Genomic DNA, 15,719 nt, shown 5'->3' with positions numbered 1-15,719 from the left:
GCGCGGCGCTTGTTCGTGCAACGCCGCGGTCTCACGATGTTAGGCAAGCCGCGCGCCCGGCGGCAGGGGATTGACGACCGCGATCGGGGCGTCGTCAGCCGGCGGAAGCGATGCGGAACGGCGCGCTCTGCAGATCGGCGGGCCGCGAGCTGGTGCCGACGAGTAGCTCGAAGTCGCCGGGCTCGACGATGCGGTCGCCCGCGGCATCCACGAGCGAGCAAGCCGAGGCCGGAAGGTCGATCGAAACGTCGACCGTGGCCCCCGCCGGCACGGTCACCTGCCGGAAAGCCTTCAACTCGCGCTCGGCCCACGTCACGCTCGTGACCGTGTCGGTGACATAGACCTGCACGGTCTCGGTCGAGGGGCGCTCGCCGACGTTCGTCAGCGTCACGGTGGCGCGGATGACGTCGGCCGCCGTCACTTCGGCGTCATCGAGTCGCAGCTCGCTGTACTCGACGCGCGAATAGCTGAGGCCCTCGCCGAACGCGAACAGCGGGTCCTGCGTCAGATCGGCATAGCGGTCGCCGTGTTGCCCGCGCAGCTGGTTGTAGAAGACGGGCAGCTGACCTGCGTGCCGGGCGAACGTGATGGGCAGGCGCCCCGTCGGTTCGATGCGGCCGAGCACGAGTTCGGCCACGGCAAGCCCGCCCCGCATGCCGGGGTTGAACGCCTCGATGATCGCCGCGGCATGAAGCGCCGACTCGGGCAGAACCGACGGCTTCGACTGCACGAGCACAACGATGGTGGGCGTTCCCGTAGCGACGACGGCGTCGAGCAACGCGATCTGGGTGCCCTGCAGTTCGAGTGTGGCGGTCGAGCGTCCCTCACCCGCGAGCGCGACGGTGTCACCCACGACGACGACGGCCCAATCGGCGGATGTCGCAGCCTCGACGGCCTCGGCGATCATCCGTTCGTCGGGGCTCGCCGCCTGGAAGTACGGCGGCCGCGGCTGCCCGTCGGGGAACACGCCGCGGGGGTCGTCGGCCAGGTCGCCGATGTCGGCGCCGCGCGCGTGCGTGATCGTCCAGCTCTCGGGCACGGCCCGGCGAAAACCGTCGAGCACGGTGAGGACGGTGTCGCGGGGGTGGCCGTCGGGCATCCAGTCGACCTGGCCCGAGGCGCCCGCCCAGTCGCCGAGCTGAGCGTGCGGGTCGTCGGCGTTGGGCCCGATGACGGCGACCGTGCGGGGGTCGGAGGGCGCGGCATCCGGAGTCTCGAGCAGGGGCAGCGTGCCGTCGTTGCGCAACAGCACGAGCGAGCGGCGGGCCATCTCGAGGTTGAGGGCCGTGTGGGGCGCGCTGCCGATGACCTGGCGCTGGCGCTCGGGGTCGGGCAGGCGCGGGTTCTCGAACAGGCCTAGCTCGAACTTGAGCCGCAGGATGCGCGTGACGGCGTCGTCGATCTGCGCTACGGTCAGTCGGCCGGAGCCCACGGCCGCGAGCGCGGCGTCGCGGAACTTCGGCGTTGCCATGATGAGGTCGTTGCCGGCGGACACGGCCACGGCTGCGGCGTCTTCATAGGTGGCGGCGACGTGTTGTTCCCACACCATCCGGCCCACGTTGTCCCAGTCGGTGACGAGGGTTCCGTCGAAACCCCACTCGCCTTTGAGTACGTCGTTGAGCAACCACTCGTTGGCCGTGACGGGAACGCCGTCGATGGCCTGATAGCCGAGCATGAAGGTGCGGGCGCCGGCCTCGACGGCGCGTTCGAAGGGCGGCAGGAACCAGGAACGCAGCTTGCGGCGGCTGAGGTCGGCCTCGCTGGCGTCGCGCCCGCCCTGCGTCTCGGAGTAGCCGGCGAAGTGTTTGGCGGTGGCGAGCACGGCGTCGGGGTCGGTGAGCCCCTCGCCCTGGTAGCCGCGGATCATGGCGGCGCCGAGCTCGCCGATCAGGTGCGGGTCTTCGCCGAACGTCTCGTCGACGCGGCCCCAGCGCAGGTCGCGTGAGATGCACAGCACGGGGGAGAACGTCCAGTGCAGGCCCGTCGCGGCGACCTCGACGGCGGTTGCGCGGGCGCCTTGTTCGACGAGTGCCGTGTCCCACGTGGCCGCCATGCCGAGCTGCGTGGGGAAGATGGTGGCGCCGGGCCAGAACGAGTGGCCGTGGATGCAGTCGTCGGCCATGAGAAGAGGGATGCCGAGGCGAGTCTGTGTGACGAGCTGCTGCGCGCGGATGTTGCGCTCGGGAGAGGCGTGCAGCAGCGAGCCGACGAGCGAAACCCCCACCAACTCGTCGAGGTCGGCGCGCGCGTCGAGCTGCAGCATCTGCCCGATCTTCTCCTCGAGCGTCATGCGCGACAGCAGGTCGGCGAGCCGCTCGTCGATGCCGAGGCTCGCGTCGCGATAGGGCAACCGGCTGGATGTGTCGGCGTCGGTCGTGGAGGTCGGGGTGGGGGAGGAGGGCGGCGTCGTTGCAGATGTCATGGCTCATCCATCGTTCCAGATGTATGCGCTTAACTCCATCGCTGACCGGCCGGATTCGTCGTCCGGCCTCAAGCCCGTCGGGTCTGGCAAGGGGGTCGACAGGGACGGCGAAGACCCGCAACTCTGGATGCATGTCCGCTCGCTCCGACGTCCGCCAGGCGTCCCCCGCCCGTCCCCTGCAGAGCCGCTCCTTCTGGGGTGCGTTCCTCATCGGCGCCGCCGTCATGGCCGCTATCGACGAGATCGTCTTCCACCAGATCCTCGCGTGGCACCACTTCTTCGATCGTTCGACGCCCGCCATCGGGTTGCTCTCCGACGGCTTCTTGCACGCCGCATCCCTCATCGCGCTCGTCGCGGGCTTCTTCCTCCTCGCCGATGCGCGCCGTCGCGACACGATGGCCCGGCCGATCGTCGTCGCGGGCCTCTTCGTCGGTCTCGGCGGCTTCCAACTCTTCGACGGAATGATCGATCACAAAGTCCTGCGCGTGCACCAGGTGCGTTACGGCGTCGAGCTGTTGCCCTACGACCTCGCCTGGATCGGGGCGGGTGTCGTCCTCCTGGCCGTCGGCATCGTCTTGACGGTCCGCGCAGCGCGCCTCGTCCCGGCACGGGGCTGAGCGCGTGTCGTCACCGGCAGCGCCTCTGGCCGTCGGGCTCGACCCGGGCGCCGCGGTGCAGCACGCAGTGGGCTTCCCCCCGGGCGATCGCGGTGGGTCCCTCTCCGCGGGACATCATGTCGCGGGCTTCGACCCGGGCCTTCTCGCGCTCCTCCCGATCCTCCTCGCGGCCGCCCTCTACCTCGGGGCCGTGCACGCCGAGCGCCGCCGAGCAACCCGCGACTGGCCCGCCATCCGCACGGCCTCATGGATGCTTGGCCTGCTGCTCGTGGCAGCCTGCTTCGTCGGCCCGCTCGCGGATGCCGCGCACACCGGTTTCGTCGCCCACATGTTCGTGCACCTCATCGCGGCTATGGTCGCGCCCCTGCTGCTCGTGCTCGCGGCGCCCATGACCCTGGCCCTGCGCGCGCTCGAGATCGGCCAGGCTCGCCGTCTGTCGCGCCTCCTGCGTTCGCCGGTCGCGCGCGTCGTCGCCCACCCCGTCACGGCTTCGGTGCTCAACGTCGGATCGCTCTGGCTGCTCTTCGCCACGCCCTTCGGACACGCGCTGCTCGAGGCTCCCGCGCTGCATCCGCTCGTCACCGCCCACTTCGTCGCCGCGGGTTTCCTCTTCACGGCGGCGTTCGTGGGCCCCGATCCGGCGCCGCATCGCCCCGGCTTCGGGTGGCGCCTGGCGATCCTTCTGCCGGCCCTCGGGCTGCACAGCGTGCTGGCCAAACTGGTCGCGGCCGACCCACCCGCCGGGGTCGCGGCATCCGATGCTCTGGCCGGCGCCCAACTCATGTACTACGGGGGAGGCCTGGCCGAGCTCGCTCTGCTCGTCGTCTTCTTCGCGGAGTGGTTCCGGGCCAGTGATCCGGCCCGGCGGCGCGCCCCCGCCGGTGTTAGCGTTTCGCTATGAGTACACCGGTCGTTCCCCGCCTCACGCTCAACAACGGCGTCACCGTTCCGCAGCTCGGCTTCGGCGTCTACAAGGTCGATGCGGCCGACACGGAGCGGGTGGTGTCTGAGGCGCTCGAGGCGGGCTATCGGCACATCGACACGGCGTCGGCCTATGGCAACGAGGCGGCCGTCGGGCGAGCCGTCACGGCATCCGGTCTCGCGCGCGACGAGGTCTTCCTCACCACCAAGCTCTGGAACGACGAACACGGCAACGCTCGGGATGCCGCGCGCCGCAGCCTGGACGCCCTCGCCGTCGAGCGCCTCGACCTCTACCTCATCCACTGGCCGGCCGCCGATCAGGACCTCTATGTCACGGCCTGGCGGGCCCTCGAAACCCTCGTCGACGACGGCCTCGTGCGCGCCATCGGCGTCTCGAACTTCCAGCCAGCGCACCTCGAACGCCTGCTCGCCGATACGGATGTCGCGCCCGCCGTCAATCAGATCGAACTGCACCCCTATCTGCAGCAGGCCGAGTTGCGTCAGCTGCACGCCCGCCACGGAATCGTCACGGGGGCGTGGAGCCCGCTCGGCCGCGGCAACGTGCTCGCCGACCCCACCGTCGCGGCCCTCGCGCGTAAACACGGCGTCTCGCCCGCCCAGATCATCGTGCGCTGGCACCTGCAGCTCGGCAACACCGTCATTCCCAAATCGGTGACACGCGAACGCATCCGCTCGAACCTCGACGTGTTCTCGTTCGCGCTCGACGGCCCCGACCTCGCGCGCATCGACGCGCTCGGCGTGCACGAGCAGCGTTTCGGGTCGCACCCCGACGAGGTACGCGCCGACAAGAAGCTGTAGCGGCGGCGGCGCACGCGGTACGCGGCCGGCATGGCACCTCCTGCGGGCTCGCGCGGCGGTCACGCCCGGGCCTGCCCGACGAAACGGGGGACTGCCCAATGTCGGACCCCCTCGCTACGCTGTCCCTACACCCTCATCCGCCGAATCACCCCGTGGAGGACGCCATGAGCGACGACGATGCCGCCCTCACGGCCCCGAGTGCCGTCGCCAGCGACGTGCCTCAGCCCTGGAAGCGCAACGTCACCCTCTTCCTGAGCGGGCAGACGGTGTCGCTCTTCGGCTCGATGATCGTGCAATACGCGGTCATGTGGTGGGTCACGTTCGAGACGCGGTCGGGCCTCGCGGTCGCGCTCTACGCCGTGGCCGCCTTCTTACCCCAGGGCATCGTGTCGATCTTCGGTGGCGTCATCGCCGACCGCATGAATCGGCGGGTGCTCGTCATGGTGGCCGACGGGTCGATCGCGATCGCCACGCTCGTTCTCGCGGTACTCATGATGAACGGCATCACCGAGCTCTGGGTGATCCTGCTGGCCGTCGGCGTGCGCTCGGTGGGCGCCGGATTCCAGTCGCCGGCCGTGCAGGCGATGATCCCGCAGATCGTGCCGCCCGAGCAGCTCATGCGCGTCAACGGCTTCTTCCAGACCATCCAATCGGCCATGGCCCTGCTGGCCCCCGCCGCGGCCGGGGCAGTGTTCGGCATCTTCGGCATCGTGCCGGTGTTCTTCATCGACGTCGTCACGGCCGCCATCGGCATCGGCTTCCTCGCGTTCGTGACCGTTCCGACGCTCGCGTCGCTGGCCGACAAGACGTCGAGCTACCGAGAAGACCTGTCCGAGGGGTTCCGTTTCATCTGGAACAACCGGGTGGTGCGCTGGCTGCTGGGCGTTTTCGCCATCGTGTTCCTGCTGTCGGTCGCGCCGTCGTTCATCACACCCCTCATGGTGGCCCGCTCGTTCGGCTCAGAAGTGTGGATGGTGACCGTGCTCGAGCTGGCGTTCAGCGTCGGCATGATCTTGGGCGGCGTGCTGGTGGGCACGGTGCTCGCGAAACGCAGCGCCATGGGCCTCATCTTGTTCGCGTCGTTCGGGTTCGCGGCCTTCACTCTTGCGCTGGGGCTGAGCCCCAACCTCTGGGTCTTCTACGCCTTCATGTTCGCGTTCGGGCTGCTCGTGCCGCTCTTCTCGGCGCCCTTCATGACGATCATCCAAGAGACCGTGAAACCCGAGATGCACGGTCGGGTGTTCAGTTATGTGGGCATCGTGATGGCCCTGGCCACGCCGCTCGGCATGGTGGTCTTCGGCCCGCTCGCGGATGTCATCAGCGTGCAGTTGCTGCTGATCGTCGCGGGCATCGTCATGATCGTCGTCATGGGCGTGGCCATCGTGCTGCCGTCGGGCCGCGCGGCGATCGCCGCTGCCAAACCGGCCGGAACCCCGGTCACCGTGGCCGAGGGCGACTCAACTCGGTCGTAGTGTTCACAGCGCGGCACGGCAGGGCAGGTTCAGCCGGCCCACCGGTTCCATCAGTACGCGGGTTGCACGGCCGTTATGGTCTGATATTGGCCGTTGTAGCGCCAGACGCCGCTTGTTCCCCGCGCGATGATGAACCGGTTGTCGGGCGCCGAGGACGTGTCGGTGCCGCCCGTCATATCGGTGGGCACGGGCACACGTGAATTGAGGAGGGTGTCGGCCGACCAGCTCGCGCCGTTGTCGCGGCTGCGCCACCACCCTCGGCTGCCCCAGGCGAGCACGGTCGAACCCGAATAGGCCACCATCGCCGCGTTCCCGGCGGGCAGGGGAGCGGCAGTCGTCCACGTGTTACCGAAGTAGTCGCTGACCTTGATGGTCGACCCGTCGGTCGTCGCGTTCCGCCGCCCCGCCGAATCGGAGTCGATGATCCCGGTGGGCGGGTTGAGGGGACGGAACACGATCCAGGCGCCCGGGGTGCCCGCTGTCTTGGTGTGATCGGAGTACCACCAGGTCGAGCCGTTGGTGGCCATCACGACGGGGACCTTGGTGTTGGACGTGGCCATGACGGCCGTGATGTCTGAGGCGGGGAGGGCACGCATCTGCCAAGCGCCGCCGTCGTAGTGATAGGCATAATGTGTGCCGTCGAAGGCCACACTGAGTGCGCCTTCGGCACTGAAGCTCGTCGGGCGGAATGGTGGCGGCGGAAAGTCGGTCCAGGTGGTCGCGGCCTCCGGTGCTAGCCGTCCGCCCTTCTGGCCGTTCGTGGCCCGCGTGACGTCGAGGGAGCGCGTGATGCGGGTTCCCAGGGTGTCGACGCCGAACGATGCCGATGCTCGTGCCGTATCCGCGATGAAAGATGCCTGGGTGCCCTGAGCTGAACCGGCGAGCCCGAGCGCAGCCGTCAACCCCGTGAGTGCGATCGTCGTCACCGAGAGGGTGATGGTTCTCGAAACTGACCGATCGCGCGAATAGGTGGTCGGAGCGGCGTGCGGCACCCGGGGCCGTCGGCGGTCTCTTCGCCGCATGACGACCCACCAGGTGATCCAACTGCCGGCGATCGCGCCTCCCGCGAAGACCACGAACGGATGCTGCAGGGCCGTGACCGCGTAACCCCACATGGGTGCCGACCACACGACCACGTCGACGCGGGAGACCGTCTTCTCCGCGGCGTCGTCGGCCTCGTTGGCGTCTCCGCGTGTGGTGAGGATCATGCGGCCTTCGCTCGCACGACGCATGTCCACCACGCGATGGGTGGTGCGAATGCCCGTGCCACCGACGGTCGAGACGACGTCGCCGATCGACACGGTACGTGCGGAACGGTCTTGCACGAGTGCCAGGGCTCCTGTTGGCATGGCCGGTGCCATCGATCCCGATCGGAACACCACCGGAGTCACGCCCGTCACGAGCATGAGGGCGCTTCCGACGAGGCAGATCACGCCGATGGCGGCGGCGACGCTCAGGATGGTTTCGCGCAGAATGCGCCAGACGGATGTCGTCACGAGATGGTTCTCCTTCGTCGAGTCATATCGAGCGCATTCGTTGCCGGCCATGCCGAATCGGCGCGGGGCGGCGCCGTGTGTCCGAAGGCGCCGCCCCGAACGATCAGACGGCCGCGACCGCTGTGAGCGTGAAGGTCGGGGTGACCGCGACGCCGCTCAATGAGTCGGGTGCGCCCGCGGGGAGTACCGCCTGGAAACACAGCGTCTCGCTCGCGCCGGGTGCCAGCGTTCGCGGCGTGGCGATGGCGAGCGCGGACAGAGACCCCGTGCCCGTCACGGGCGTTCCGGCGGCGAATGCGGCAGCATCGCACGTGCTGCCCGTAATTGCCACGATGCCCGCTTGAAGCCCGGTCGGGCCTTCGGCGAGCGCCGTCGTGCCCGCCAGGGCAGGCGTTGCCATGGTGTACGTGAATGGTGAGGTTCCCTTGTTGTTGACCACCAGCGGGGCGTATTTCTCGCCGGCGGGGACCATGAGGAGCGAATCCCAGGCGGTGAAGGCGTAGGGGGTGGGCTTGCCCTCGTTCGTGCCGTCGAGCGCGATATCGACCGAACCCGTGGCGAACGTCGAGGTGAACGATGCGGTGTCGGTGAACGCCGCGAGTGTGCCGACGGCGCCGAGCCCGACGACGATGCCGGTCGCGAGCAACGCCCTGGTCTTTCCGGTCTTGCGTTCGTGCAGTGTCGTGATGCTCATAGCATTAACCCCCTTCGCGAGCGCGCTCTGCGCTTCTGGCATCATGATATGTCAGAGTGCCAGGGCGCGCTAGAGAGAGATTGGCGGGGTTTTCCGCCGCCACAATCGAATGCTGATAAAAACAGCTCGATGCGCGTGTCTCGCGAAACTTATGGCGCGATGACCGGGGCGCTGGCTTCTTCGAGCCGGGGCTGGGGGTCGAAGCGGCCGACCGCGACATCCGTCGTCGTGCAGGCCACATTCGACCGGACGATGCGCGAGACGAGTGCGTCGGCATCGCTGCCGTCGAAGACGAACGTCAGCTCCGTGGGCCGAGAGTCTGCGGGCTTCTCGGGCGCAGGGTGGCCGTCGGAGATGTACCAGCCGTCCGCGAGCGCGCACCCCTTGACGACCGTGTTGCCGTCCTCGTCGGTGTCGACGGCCATCGCGTTCCACGGCGTCGGGCCCGGTGCGACACGGGGCTCGAAGTTGTCCGGGTTCTTCAGCGCGTTGACACGATCGCTGGACATCGTTCCGATCGCCGAACCCGTCCAGGTGGAGCGCAGATCGCCGCGGCTGAAGTCGTTCGAGTTCTGCGCGAGTTTCTGGGCGAGGTCCGCGGCCCGGGCGCGGATCACGATGGGATCCGATTCCAGAGGACCCGTCGGTTCGTCGGTATCCCAGACGACGGACGGGTCGGGGCCGACGGTGCGCGGTGTCGTGCACGCGGATAGGCCGAGACCGAGGGTGCAGGCGACGGCCGTGGCAAGCAGCGGCACCAGGACGCGTCTCGTCATGCTCAATTCCCCTCCGCCCAGGTCGCGAACTTGTCGCGGAGAGGCTCGTATCGTGTCTCGAGTTCGCTCACGCTCTCGTCGCTTCCCGTGGCTTCCTGGTAGGCCTCGTCGAGCTGGGGCGTGTGCGCCTCCGACCAGGCCTTCGCCTCGGTCTGGAAGTCGGCGAACTCGGCGTCGTACCGTTCGGTGCTCCACCCGGCTTCTGGCGTGAAGCGCGGCGGTTCGGGGATGTCCTGCCATCCGCCGTCCGGTTCGGCGAGGGCATACATGATCTCGAGGTTCGCGAAGGTGAGCATATCCGAGCGCCCTTCGGCGTCGAGCGCGGCCGACGCCCGGACAGCGTCGGTCTGCCCGCCGCCGAGGATGCGCTCGAGGGCCGAGCCGCCCTGGTCGGTCAGCCATCCCTCGACCTTGCCCTGGCCCCAGTCGAGTGCGACGTTGCCGCCCTTGAAGAGGACTTCGCTCGCACCGGGGATGGGGATGAGCCCGACCAATTCCTTCGCGCCGTCGACGGCGTCGCTCACGGCCTTGTCGGTGCGCACGGTCTCGCCGATGCCGGCACCCAGGTCGGATCCGTCGAAGATGGCGGTCAACGCGTCGTTGCGGCGGATTGCGTCGTACATGGCACCCGGTGTGCCCTCGCCCGCTGCCTCGGCGATGAGCACGTCGCGATAGGACGATGCGGCGTCGCGGAGGATGACCGCGGCCCCGTCTTTTTCGCCCAGCCCGGCGAGGAACTCGGCGAGGTTCTGTTGCGAGATGATCGCCGCCGCACGTTCGGTTCCGGAGCCCCGCAGGTCGACCATGACGGTGCCCGGCGCGTCGGCGCCCCGGTAGTCGTCGTCGAGCACGGGCATCTCGACGATGCCCTGCATCTGCGGCAGGAAGGCTTCGGCGAGGTGCACGGCGCCGAGCTCGGTCACGTTCTCGCTCAGGTAGGAGGGGTTTTCCGCGAGCGCGTTCATGGCACGCGAGGAGAGATCGGCGGCCGACGTCCATGCCTCGGCGTCGTAGGCGCCGGACGGATCAGCCGGGCCGCCGAGGATGCGTTGCGCGCCCGCCCAGAGAGCGCCCGGGCCGGCGAACCCGTCCGCGTTCGACCAGTCGCGCTCGCCGTACCAATACTGGATGCGGTTCTGGCCGACGGTCGGGCCGCTGTCGGTGCCGTTCTCGATCGTGGAGTCGGTGAGGAATTCGTGGGCTGAATCGGGGTACTCGCCCAGCGTCTCGAAGATTCGGCCCGCGGCGTCGATGACGCGCAACCCGTTGGCCTCGTCCATCGACTGGGACAGATAGTTCGCGCCCGCCATCGACTGGTCGACGGTCGAACCGTTGTAGTCCTTGCGTTCCCAGTCGTCCATGATCACCGCGGCCGCGTAGGCGGTGGTCTCGCCGACGGGAGCATTCGCCGCATCGCCGAAGAGGAACCCGATGGCCGCGATGCCGCCGCCGCCGCTGTAGCTCGCCGATTCGAACATCTGGTCGGCGAAGCGGGACCCCGTGGCGTCGGTCCAGTCGGCCGAGCCGGTGGAGAGGCCGGAGCGGAGGAGAACGGCCAGCGCCGCGGCGGCACCGACATCGAGTTTGTTGTTGATAGCGTCGTCGCCGAGCCGGTCGATGAGCGTGACGAGGTCGGTGCCGCCCAGGGCCAGCATCATCTGCGCCATGACGGACTGGTCGTCGCCATAGAGGGTGAGCAGATCGGTGAGCTTCTGAACGTCGTCGGGGTCGGTATTGTTACCGTTCGCGATCTTGCTCGCCAGATCGGCCATGGCCTGGGCGACGGCACGCGGTGTGGCGTCGGCGACCGAGTCGATGCCCACGGCGGCGAGTGCCGCTTGCTGCGCCGGCCACGTCGTCGGAACGGCATTCGTCAGCGCTGTCTGCAGAGCGGTATCGGCGGTGCGCCGTTCTTCGGCCAGGGCTTCCAGCTCGCCGCGAACGTAGGTCTCTTCGCGGATCGCGTCCTGCTTATCCTGATCGCGCTGATCCTGCTGGGCGGGCGTCGGGCCCTCCGAGCCGTCCATATACGTCTTGTTCTGGGCGGACTGAGCCGTCGAGAGGCGCAGCCGAAGGGGCACGGCACGGGCGCGGATGTCGTCGACCGTGCTCACATAGGCGGCCAATGCTGTCGCGGCGGTCGTGTAGGCACTCTTCACGGGCGCGAGTTCCGAGGCGAGCGTCGTGAGACTGGTCGACCATCCGTCGGCGGCCGAACCGGTCCAGACCCCGCCGCCCACACCGGATGCCGTCGTCCCGAGCGACGTCACGACGGTGTCGACCTTGCCCGCGAGTTCGGTCAGCGTGCTGCTCGCGGTTGCCACGACGCCCGTGTCGCCGGCACCCGGGTCTTCGTCGGTCCACTGCGTCATGATCATTCCTCCGGAACGTTTGCGGCGATGGCTTTTTCGATCTCGTCGAAGGCGGCGACGGCGTCTCGTGCGGCGGTGGCCTGGTTTCCGAGCTTCTCGGCGATGAGCTGGTTCTGCACGTGCGCCCACAACGAGAACGACGCGGCGGACTCGGCGACGGATGCGCTGCCACACGCGTCGATCGACAGGGACGTGCCGGTCGGCAGTGCCGCGGCCTGTGCGTCGACGGTCGAGGCAAGCGCGCGGACTTCCGCGTCTTTCATCTCCAAGGTGTCCGACATTCGATCCCCTTCTTCGAATCTGCCGTCAGCGTACCGAAAAAGGCCGCGCCCGGACCATGGATAGTGCTGCCCATGCGGCGCCCAAGCGGGGACGCCTGCAACGACGCCCCAGCGGTGTCGGAGAAAGTGCGGCACACGCGGCGTGTCGCCGGTTCGCCGGTTCGCGAGCGCGTCATTGCAGCCTCGCCCGCGCTGATGCGATCATGCAGGGGGAGCCATGATGCGTTCCGGGGATCCAGGCTGGAGTGTGATGGCGTGACCATCAGTGTGAAAGAGGTGGCGGCGCTCGCCGGAGTGTCGGTGGGCACCGTGTCGAACGTGCTGAACCGTCCGGACAAGGTCGCGTCAGACACCGTCGCTCGCGTGCAGGCCGCGATCGACGAGCTCGGCTTCGTGCGCAACGACGCCGCAAGGCAGTTGCGCGCCGGCCGCAGCCGTTCGATCGGCCTCATCGTCCTCGACGTGGCCAACCCGTTCTTCACCGATCTGGCTCGAGGCGCCGAAGACCGGGCGTCCGAAGACCATCTGGCCGTGCTGCTCGGCAACAGCGACGAGAACACCGAGCGCGAGATCGCCTACCTCGACCTCTTCGAAGAGCAGCGCGTCCACGGCGTCTTGATTTCACCGCACGGGGATGTCGCGGCGCGACTCGATCGCCTGCGCCAGCGTGGCACGGCAGCAGTTCTGGTCGACCGCGGTTCCGAGGACACCTCGTTCTCGTCGGTCGCCGTCGACGACGTGGCCGGCGGCGACATCGCGGTCACGCACCTCATCGAAACGGGTCGGCGTCGCATTGCGTTCGTCGGCGGCCCGTCGAGCATCCGGCAGGTGCAGGACCGGCTCGCCGGGGCCGAGAGGGCGGTTGCCCGGCATCCCGACGTCACGCTCGAGATCTGCGCGACCGATTCGCTGACCGTGCTGCAAGGGCGCGCGATCGGGGCTCAGCTGCGGGATCGCGCGGCGGCCGATCGCCCCGACGCCGTCTTCGCCGCCAACGACCTGCTCGCGATGGGCGTCTTGCAGGCCCTCAACATGGGCCCGGCCCGCCTGGTGCCCGAGGACATCGCGCTCATCGGCTATGACGACATCGGGTTCGCTTCGGCGGCCGTCGTGCCGCTGTCGAGCGTGCGGCAGCCGAGCACGCTTATCGGCTATACCGCCGTCGATCTGCTGCTCCGTGAGGCCGCGGGTGGGCCCGGCTTCGAGCACGAGCAGATCGTGTTCCAGCCGGAACTCGTCGTGCGCGATTCGACGCAGCCGCGTGCGGCCGGCGTTGCGGGCGGCTAGATGTCCAAATCCATGTCGAGTTGATCGCTCGGCCAGTACGATCCCGAGCCGTCATGCACCCGATGCGCAGCTGAAGCGCTGCCGCTCCTGACATCCTCACCCTCGTCCACCGTGACATCCTCTTCGTCGATGAAGAGAGACAGGCCGGGAGTGACCAGCACGGACAAGATCCGGTTCGGTCCGGCGGGCACGTCGACGAACCCGCCGCCGCGCCTCGCGGCATCCTCGATCGAGTTCTTCAGTGCGGCGACATCACTCGTCACCGGTACCGCGAAACGCTGATTGTCGATTGTCACGGTCGTTCGCTTCACGCGGCGTTCCTTCCTCGTGGTGGTAACGATAAGAACGCTGCCGGCGGCGGGGTAACCCTTGACAGGGTTTGCCCTGGCGTTTCCGGCCGCCCGCTCAGTTTGCGTGCGCAGAGTGGGCTTAGTGCGCCCCCGTGTCGCGCGGCATGTTGATCTCGCTCTCGTCGACCTCGACGTCGCCCACGTCATCCGGCCCGCCCGTGCCCGGCGCCACCTTCACGTCGTCCGTGTCGATGTCGACCAGGTTCTCCGACGTGTGTTCTTCCTGCTTGCGGCTCGTCTCGGTTTCGGAGGCCGGGCTGTAGGTGCGATCCTTGCGAATCTGGTCGAGCTCGTTCAGGTCGTCGTCGGTCGTGGGCGTGCGGTGGTCCTCGATCTGTGTGTGATCGGAGTGCTGGGGACCGCCGTCCGCGGGGTTCTGGTTGTCGATGCTCATGGTTGGCACGCTACGTCGGGCTCTCGGCATCCGTAACCCCCTTGCGTTGTGGCGGGGGCGCGGAATATCGGCGGCCGTGACACGTTCTACCGTGCGGGCGCCCCTTGGTTCGGCGCCGACAACTTGGAGGAACGCATGACCGCACAACACAATCGCCTCGGCAGCTCCGACCTGGCCGTCTTCCCGCTTTCGCTCGGCGGCAACGTGTTCGGCTGGACCGCCGACCGCGACACCTCGTTCGATGTGCTCGACGCCTATGTCGCGGGTGGGGGCAACTTCGTCGACACGGCCGACGTCTACTCGCAGTGGATCCCGGGCAACTCCGGTGGCGAGTCCGAGCGCATCATCGGCGAATGGATGTCGGCGCGCCACGCCCGCGAAGACGTCGTCGTCGCCACCAAGGTGGGCAGCCTGGCCGAGCGCAAGGGTCTCGGCGGTGACAACATCCGCGCCGCCGTCGACGAGTCGCTCGAGCGTCTCGGAACCGACTACATCGATCTCTACTACGCCCACATCGACGACGAAGAGACGCCCATCGAGGAGCGCATCGAAGCGCTGTCGGGCCTCGTAGATGCCGGCAAGATCCGTTACATCGGCCTGTCCAACTATTCGGCGGCCCGCATCGACGAATGGTTCGAGGTGACCGAGCGCGAGGGGTTCCACAAGGCCGTCGCGCTGCAGCCGCACTACAACCTCATGGAGCGCGGCTTCGAGAACGAGACCCGTCAGGCCGCCGCGCGCGCCGGGCTCGCCGTCGTGCCCTACTTCGCGCTCGCCTCGGGCTTCCTCACGGGCAAGTACCGCGACGGCGCGGATGTCGACAGCCAGCGCGCTCAGGGCGCATCGGCCTACCTCGACGATCGTGGCCGCCACGTGCTCGAGGTCCTCGACCAGACCGCCGCCGCGCACGACACCTCGGTCGCGTCGGTCTCGCTCGCCTGGTTGCGCCAGCAGCCCACGGTCGTCGCGCCCATCGCGAGCGCCCGCACGGTCGAGCAGCTGCCCGACCTCCTGGCCTCCGCCGAGCTCACCCTCACCGAAGCCGAACTCGCCCAGCTCGACCAGGCCTCCGCCGTCTCCTAGTCGGTCGGCTTCAGGCCGTAGGTGAGGAGGGCGTTGCCGGCCGACGTGATGCGCGACTTCTGCAGGACGAGGCGCGTGGTCGGGTCGGTCGGCTCGAAGAAGTGGCGGCCCGATCCCGCGACGACCGGGTGGGTCATGAGCGTGAGTGAGTCTATAAGGCCCGCGAAGAACAGCTGGCGCACGATCGAGATGCTGCCGCACACGCTGATCTCGCCACCAGGCGTCTCTTTCAGGTCGGCGACGAACTCCTCGAGCGGCTTGTCCATGAGGGACGCGTTGTTCCACGACAGCTCGCCCGAGAGGGTGCGCGAGGCGACGAACTTCTCGACCGGGTTGATGAACTCGCCGAAGGGGTCGGTCGCGGTGGGCCAATACTCGGACCACTGCTCGTAGCCGACGCGGCCGATGAGCACGGTGTCGACGCGCGCCATCATGTCGGTCAGCTCCTCGCCGAGCTCGGCATCGAACGAGTCGAATTGCCATAGGTTGGGCGCTTCGACGACGCCGTCGATGCTGTGGAAAAGTCCTGCCGTCAGTTTTCGCACTGCGTGCCTCCGAGCCGTCGCCGAGCCGCCACTCGGCCCGTTGCCTCGAAGCGTACTGCGGCGGCGGATGAGCCGCACCTGGCAGTTCTGAGCAAGCCCGCAGCATCCGCGTCATCGAGCGCGACACACCGTGACACGCCACGACCGCGCGGCCGACACACGCCCGCATCTGCCCGAAATCTGCCCGCAA

Annotated in this window: 15 protein-coding genes; 6 read left to right on the top strand and 9 right to left on the bottom strand. The window is 68.4% G+C overall.

The features are described 5' to 3' along the window. Positions 1-94 precede the first annotated feature (94 nt). Positions 95-2,422: an exo-beta-d-1,3/1,6-glucosidase gene (locus tag ALI44B_RS07500; protein ID WP_083709724.1), complete on the bottom strand. Its 2,328-nt coding sequence runs from the start codon at positions 2,420-2,422 to the stop codon at positions 95-97. A gap of 131 nt (positions 2,423-2,553) precedes the next feature. Between ALI44B_RS07500 and ALI44B_RS07495 the strand changes: the two genes are divergently transcribed. The 4 genes from ALI44B_RS07495 to ALI44B_RS07480 all read left to right on the top strand — a co-directional run bounded on the left by ALI44B_RS07495 (position 2,554) and on the right by ALI44B_RS07480 (position 6,251). Then, positions 2,554-3,039 (top strand): DUF2243 domain-containing protein, encoded by a 486-nt coding sequence (locus ALI44B_RS07495; RefSeq protein ID WP_077054138.1) that lies wholly within the window; start codon positions 2,554-2,556, stop codon positions 3,037-3,039. Between the two features lie 4 nt (positions 3,040-3,043). Further along, positions 3,044-3,940 carry a cytochrome c oxidase assembly protein gene (locus ALI44B_RS07490; RefSeq protein WP_238592156.1) on the top strand — a complete coding sequence of 299 codons (897 nt, stop codon included), beginning with the start codon at positions 3,044-3,046 and terminating at the stop codon, positions 3,938-3,940. Beyond that, positions 3,937-4,779 carry an aldo/keto reductase gene (locus tag ALI44B_RS07485; RefSeq protein ID WP_077054137.1) on the top strand — a complete coding sequence of 281 codons (843 nt, stop codon included), beginning with the start codon at positions 3,937-3,939 and terminating at the stop codon, positions 4,777-4,779. The genes ALI44B_RS07490 and ALI44B_RS07485 overlap by 4 nt, the downstream gene beginning before the upstream one ends. A gap of 164 nt (positions 4,780-4,943) precedes the next feature. Beyond that, complete coding sequence (locus ALI44B_RS07480) at positions 4,944-6,251, top strand: MFS transporter (protein WP_077055431.1); 1,308 nt, start codon at positions 4,944-4,946, stop codon at positions 6,249-6,251. Between the two features lie 50 nt (positions 6,252-6,301). Here ALI44B_RS07480 and ALI44B_RS07475 read toward each other — a convergent pair whose 3' ends face one another. The 5 genes from ALI44B_RS07475 to ALI44B_RS07455 all read right to left on the bottom strand — a co-directional run bounded on the left by ALI44B_RS07475 (position 6,302) and on the right by ALI44B_RS07455 (position 11,870). After that, a complete protein-coding gene (locus ALI44B_RS07475) occupies positions 6,302-7,747 on the bottom strand; it encodes a signal peptidase I (protein WP_179100232.1) in 1,446 nt (481 codons plus the stop codon). 103 nt (positions 7,748-7,850) lie between these two features. Then, positions 7,851-8,441 (bottom strand): SipW-dependent-type signal peptide-containing protein, encoded by a 591-nt coding sequence (locus ALI44B_RS07470; protein WP_077054135.1) that lies wholly within the window; start codon positions 8,439-8,441, stop codon positions 7,851-7,853. Positions 8,442-8,590: 149 nt separating this feature from the next. Beyond that, positions 8,591-9,217: a hypothetical protein gene (locus ALI44B_RS07465; RefSeq protein ID WP_077054134.1), complete on the bottom strand. Its 627-nt coding sequence runs from the start codon at positions 9,215-9,217 to the stop codon at positions 8,591-8,593. 2 nt (positions 9,218-9,219) lie between these two features. Next, positions 9,220-11,589, bottom strand: a complete 2,370-nt coding sequence (locus ALI44B_RS07460) for a hypothetical protein (RefSeq protein WP_143459104.1) — start codon at positions 11,587-11,589, stop codon at positions 9,220-9,222. Positions 11,590-11,591: 2 nt separating this feature from the next. Further along, entirely contained in the window at positions 11,592-11,870 is a 279-nt protein-coding gene (locus ALI44B_RS07455) for a hypothetical protein (protein WP_077054132.1), read from the bottom strand. 255 nt (positions 11,871-12,125) lie between these two features. Here ALI44B_RS07455 and ALI44B_RS07450 point away from each other — a divergent pair, with 255 nt between their 5' ends. After that, complete coding sequence (locus ALI44B_RS07450; protein ID WP_077054131.1) at positions 12,126-13,157, top strand: LacI family DNA-binding transcriptional regulator; 1,032 nt, start codon at positions 12,126-12,128, stop codon at positions 13,155-13,157. Here the strand turns inward: ALI44B_RS07450 and ALI44B_RS07445 are convergent. Both ALI44B_RS07445 and ALI44B_RS07440 read right to left on the bottom strand, forming a co-directional pair. After that, positions 13,154-13,468, bottom strand: coding sequence for a hypothetical protein (locus ALI44B_RS07445; RefSeq protein ID WP_077054130.1), 315 nt, complete (start codon positions 13,466-13,468; stop codon positions 13,154-13,156). The two genes, ALI44B_RS07450 and ALI44B_RS07445, sit on opposite strands and share 4 nt — an antisense overlap. A 118-nt stretch (positions 13,469-13,586) precedes the next feature. Further along, positions 13,587-13,901, bottom strand: a complete 315-nt coding sequence (locus ALI44B_RS07440; protein ID WP_238592155.1) for a hypothetical protein — start codon at positions 13,899-13,901, stop codon at positions 13,587-13,589. 135 nt (positions 13,902-14,036) lie between these two features. Between ALI44B_RS07440 and ALI44B_RS07435 the strand changes: the two genes are divergently transcribed. Then, complete coding sequence (locus ALI44B_RS07435; protein ID WP_077054129.1) at positions 14,037-14,984, top strand: aldo/keto reductase; 948 nt, start codon at positions 14,037-14,039, stop codon at positions 14,982-14,984. Here ALI44B_RS07435 and ALI44B_RS07430 read toward each other — a convergent pair. Next, complete coding sequence (locus tag ALI44B_RS07430) at positions 14,981-15,529, bottom strand: dihydrofolate reductase family protein (protein ID WP_077054128.1); 549 nt, start codon at positions 15,527-15,529, stop codon at positions 14,981-14,983. The two genes, ALI44B_RS07435 and ALI44B_RS07430, sit on opposite strands and share 4 nt — an antisense overlap. Between the last annotated feature and the right edge of the window lie 190 nt (positions 15,530-15,719).

Source organism: Leifsonia sp. ALI-44-B (assembly GCF_001984125.1).
Lineage (GTDB): Bacteria > Actinomycetota > Actinomycetes > Actinomycetales > Microbacteriaceae > Okibacterium.
The sequence above is the reverse complement of the archived record's forward strand: the minus strand, read 5'-3'. Positions and strand labels throughout refer to the sequence as shown.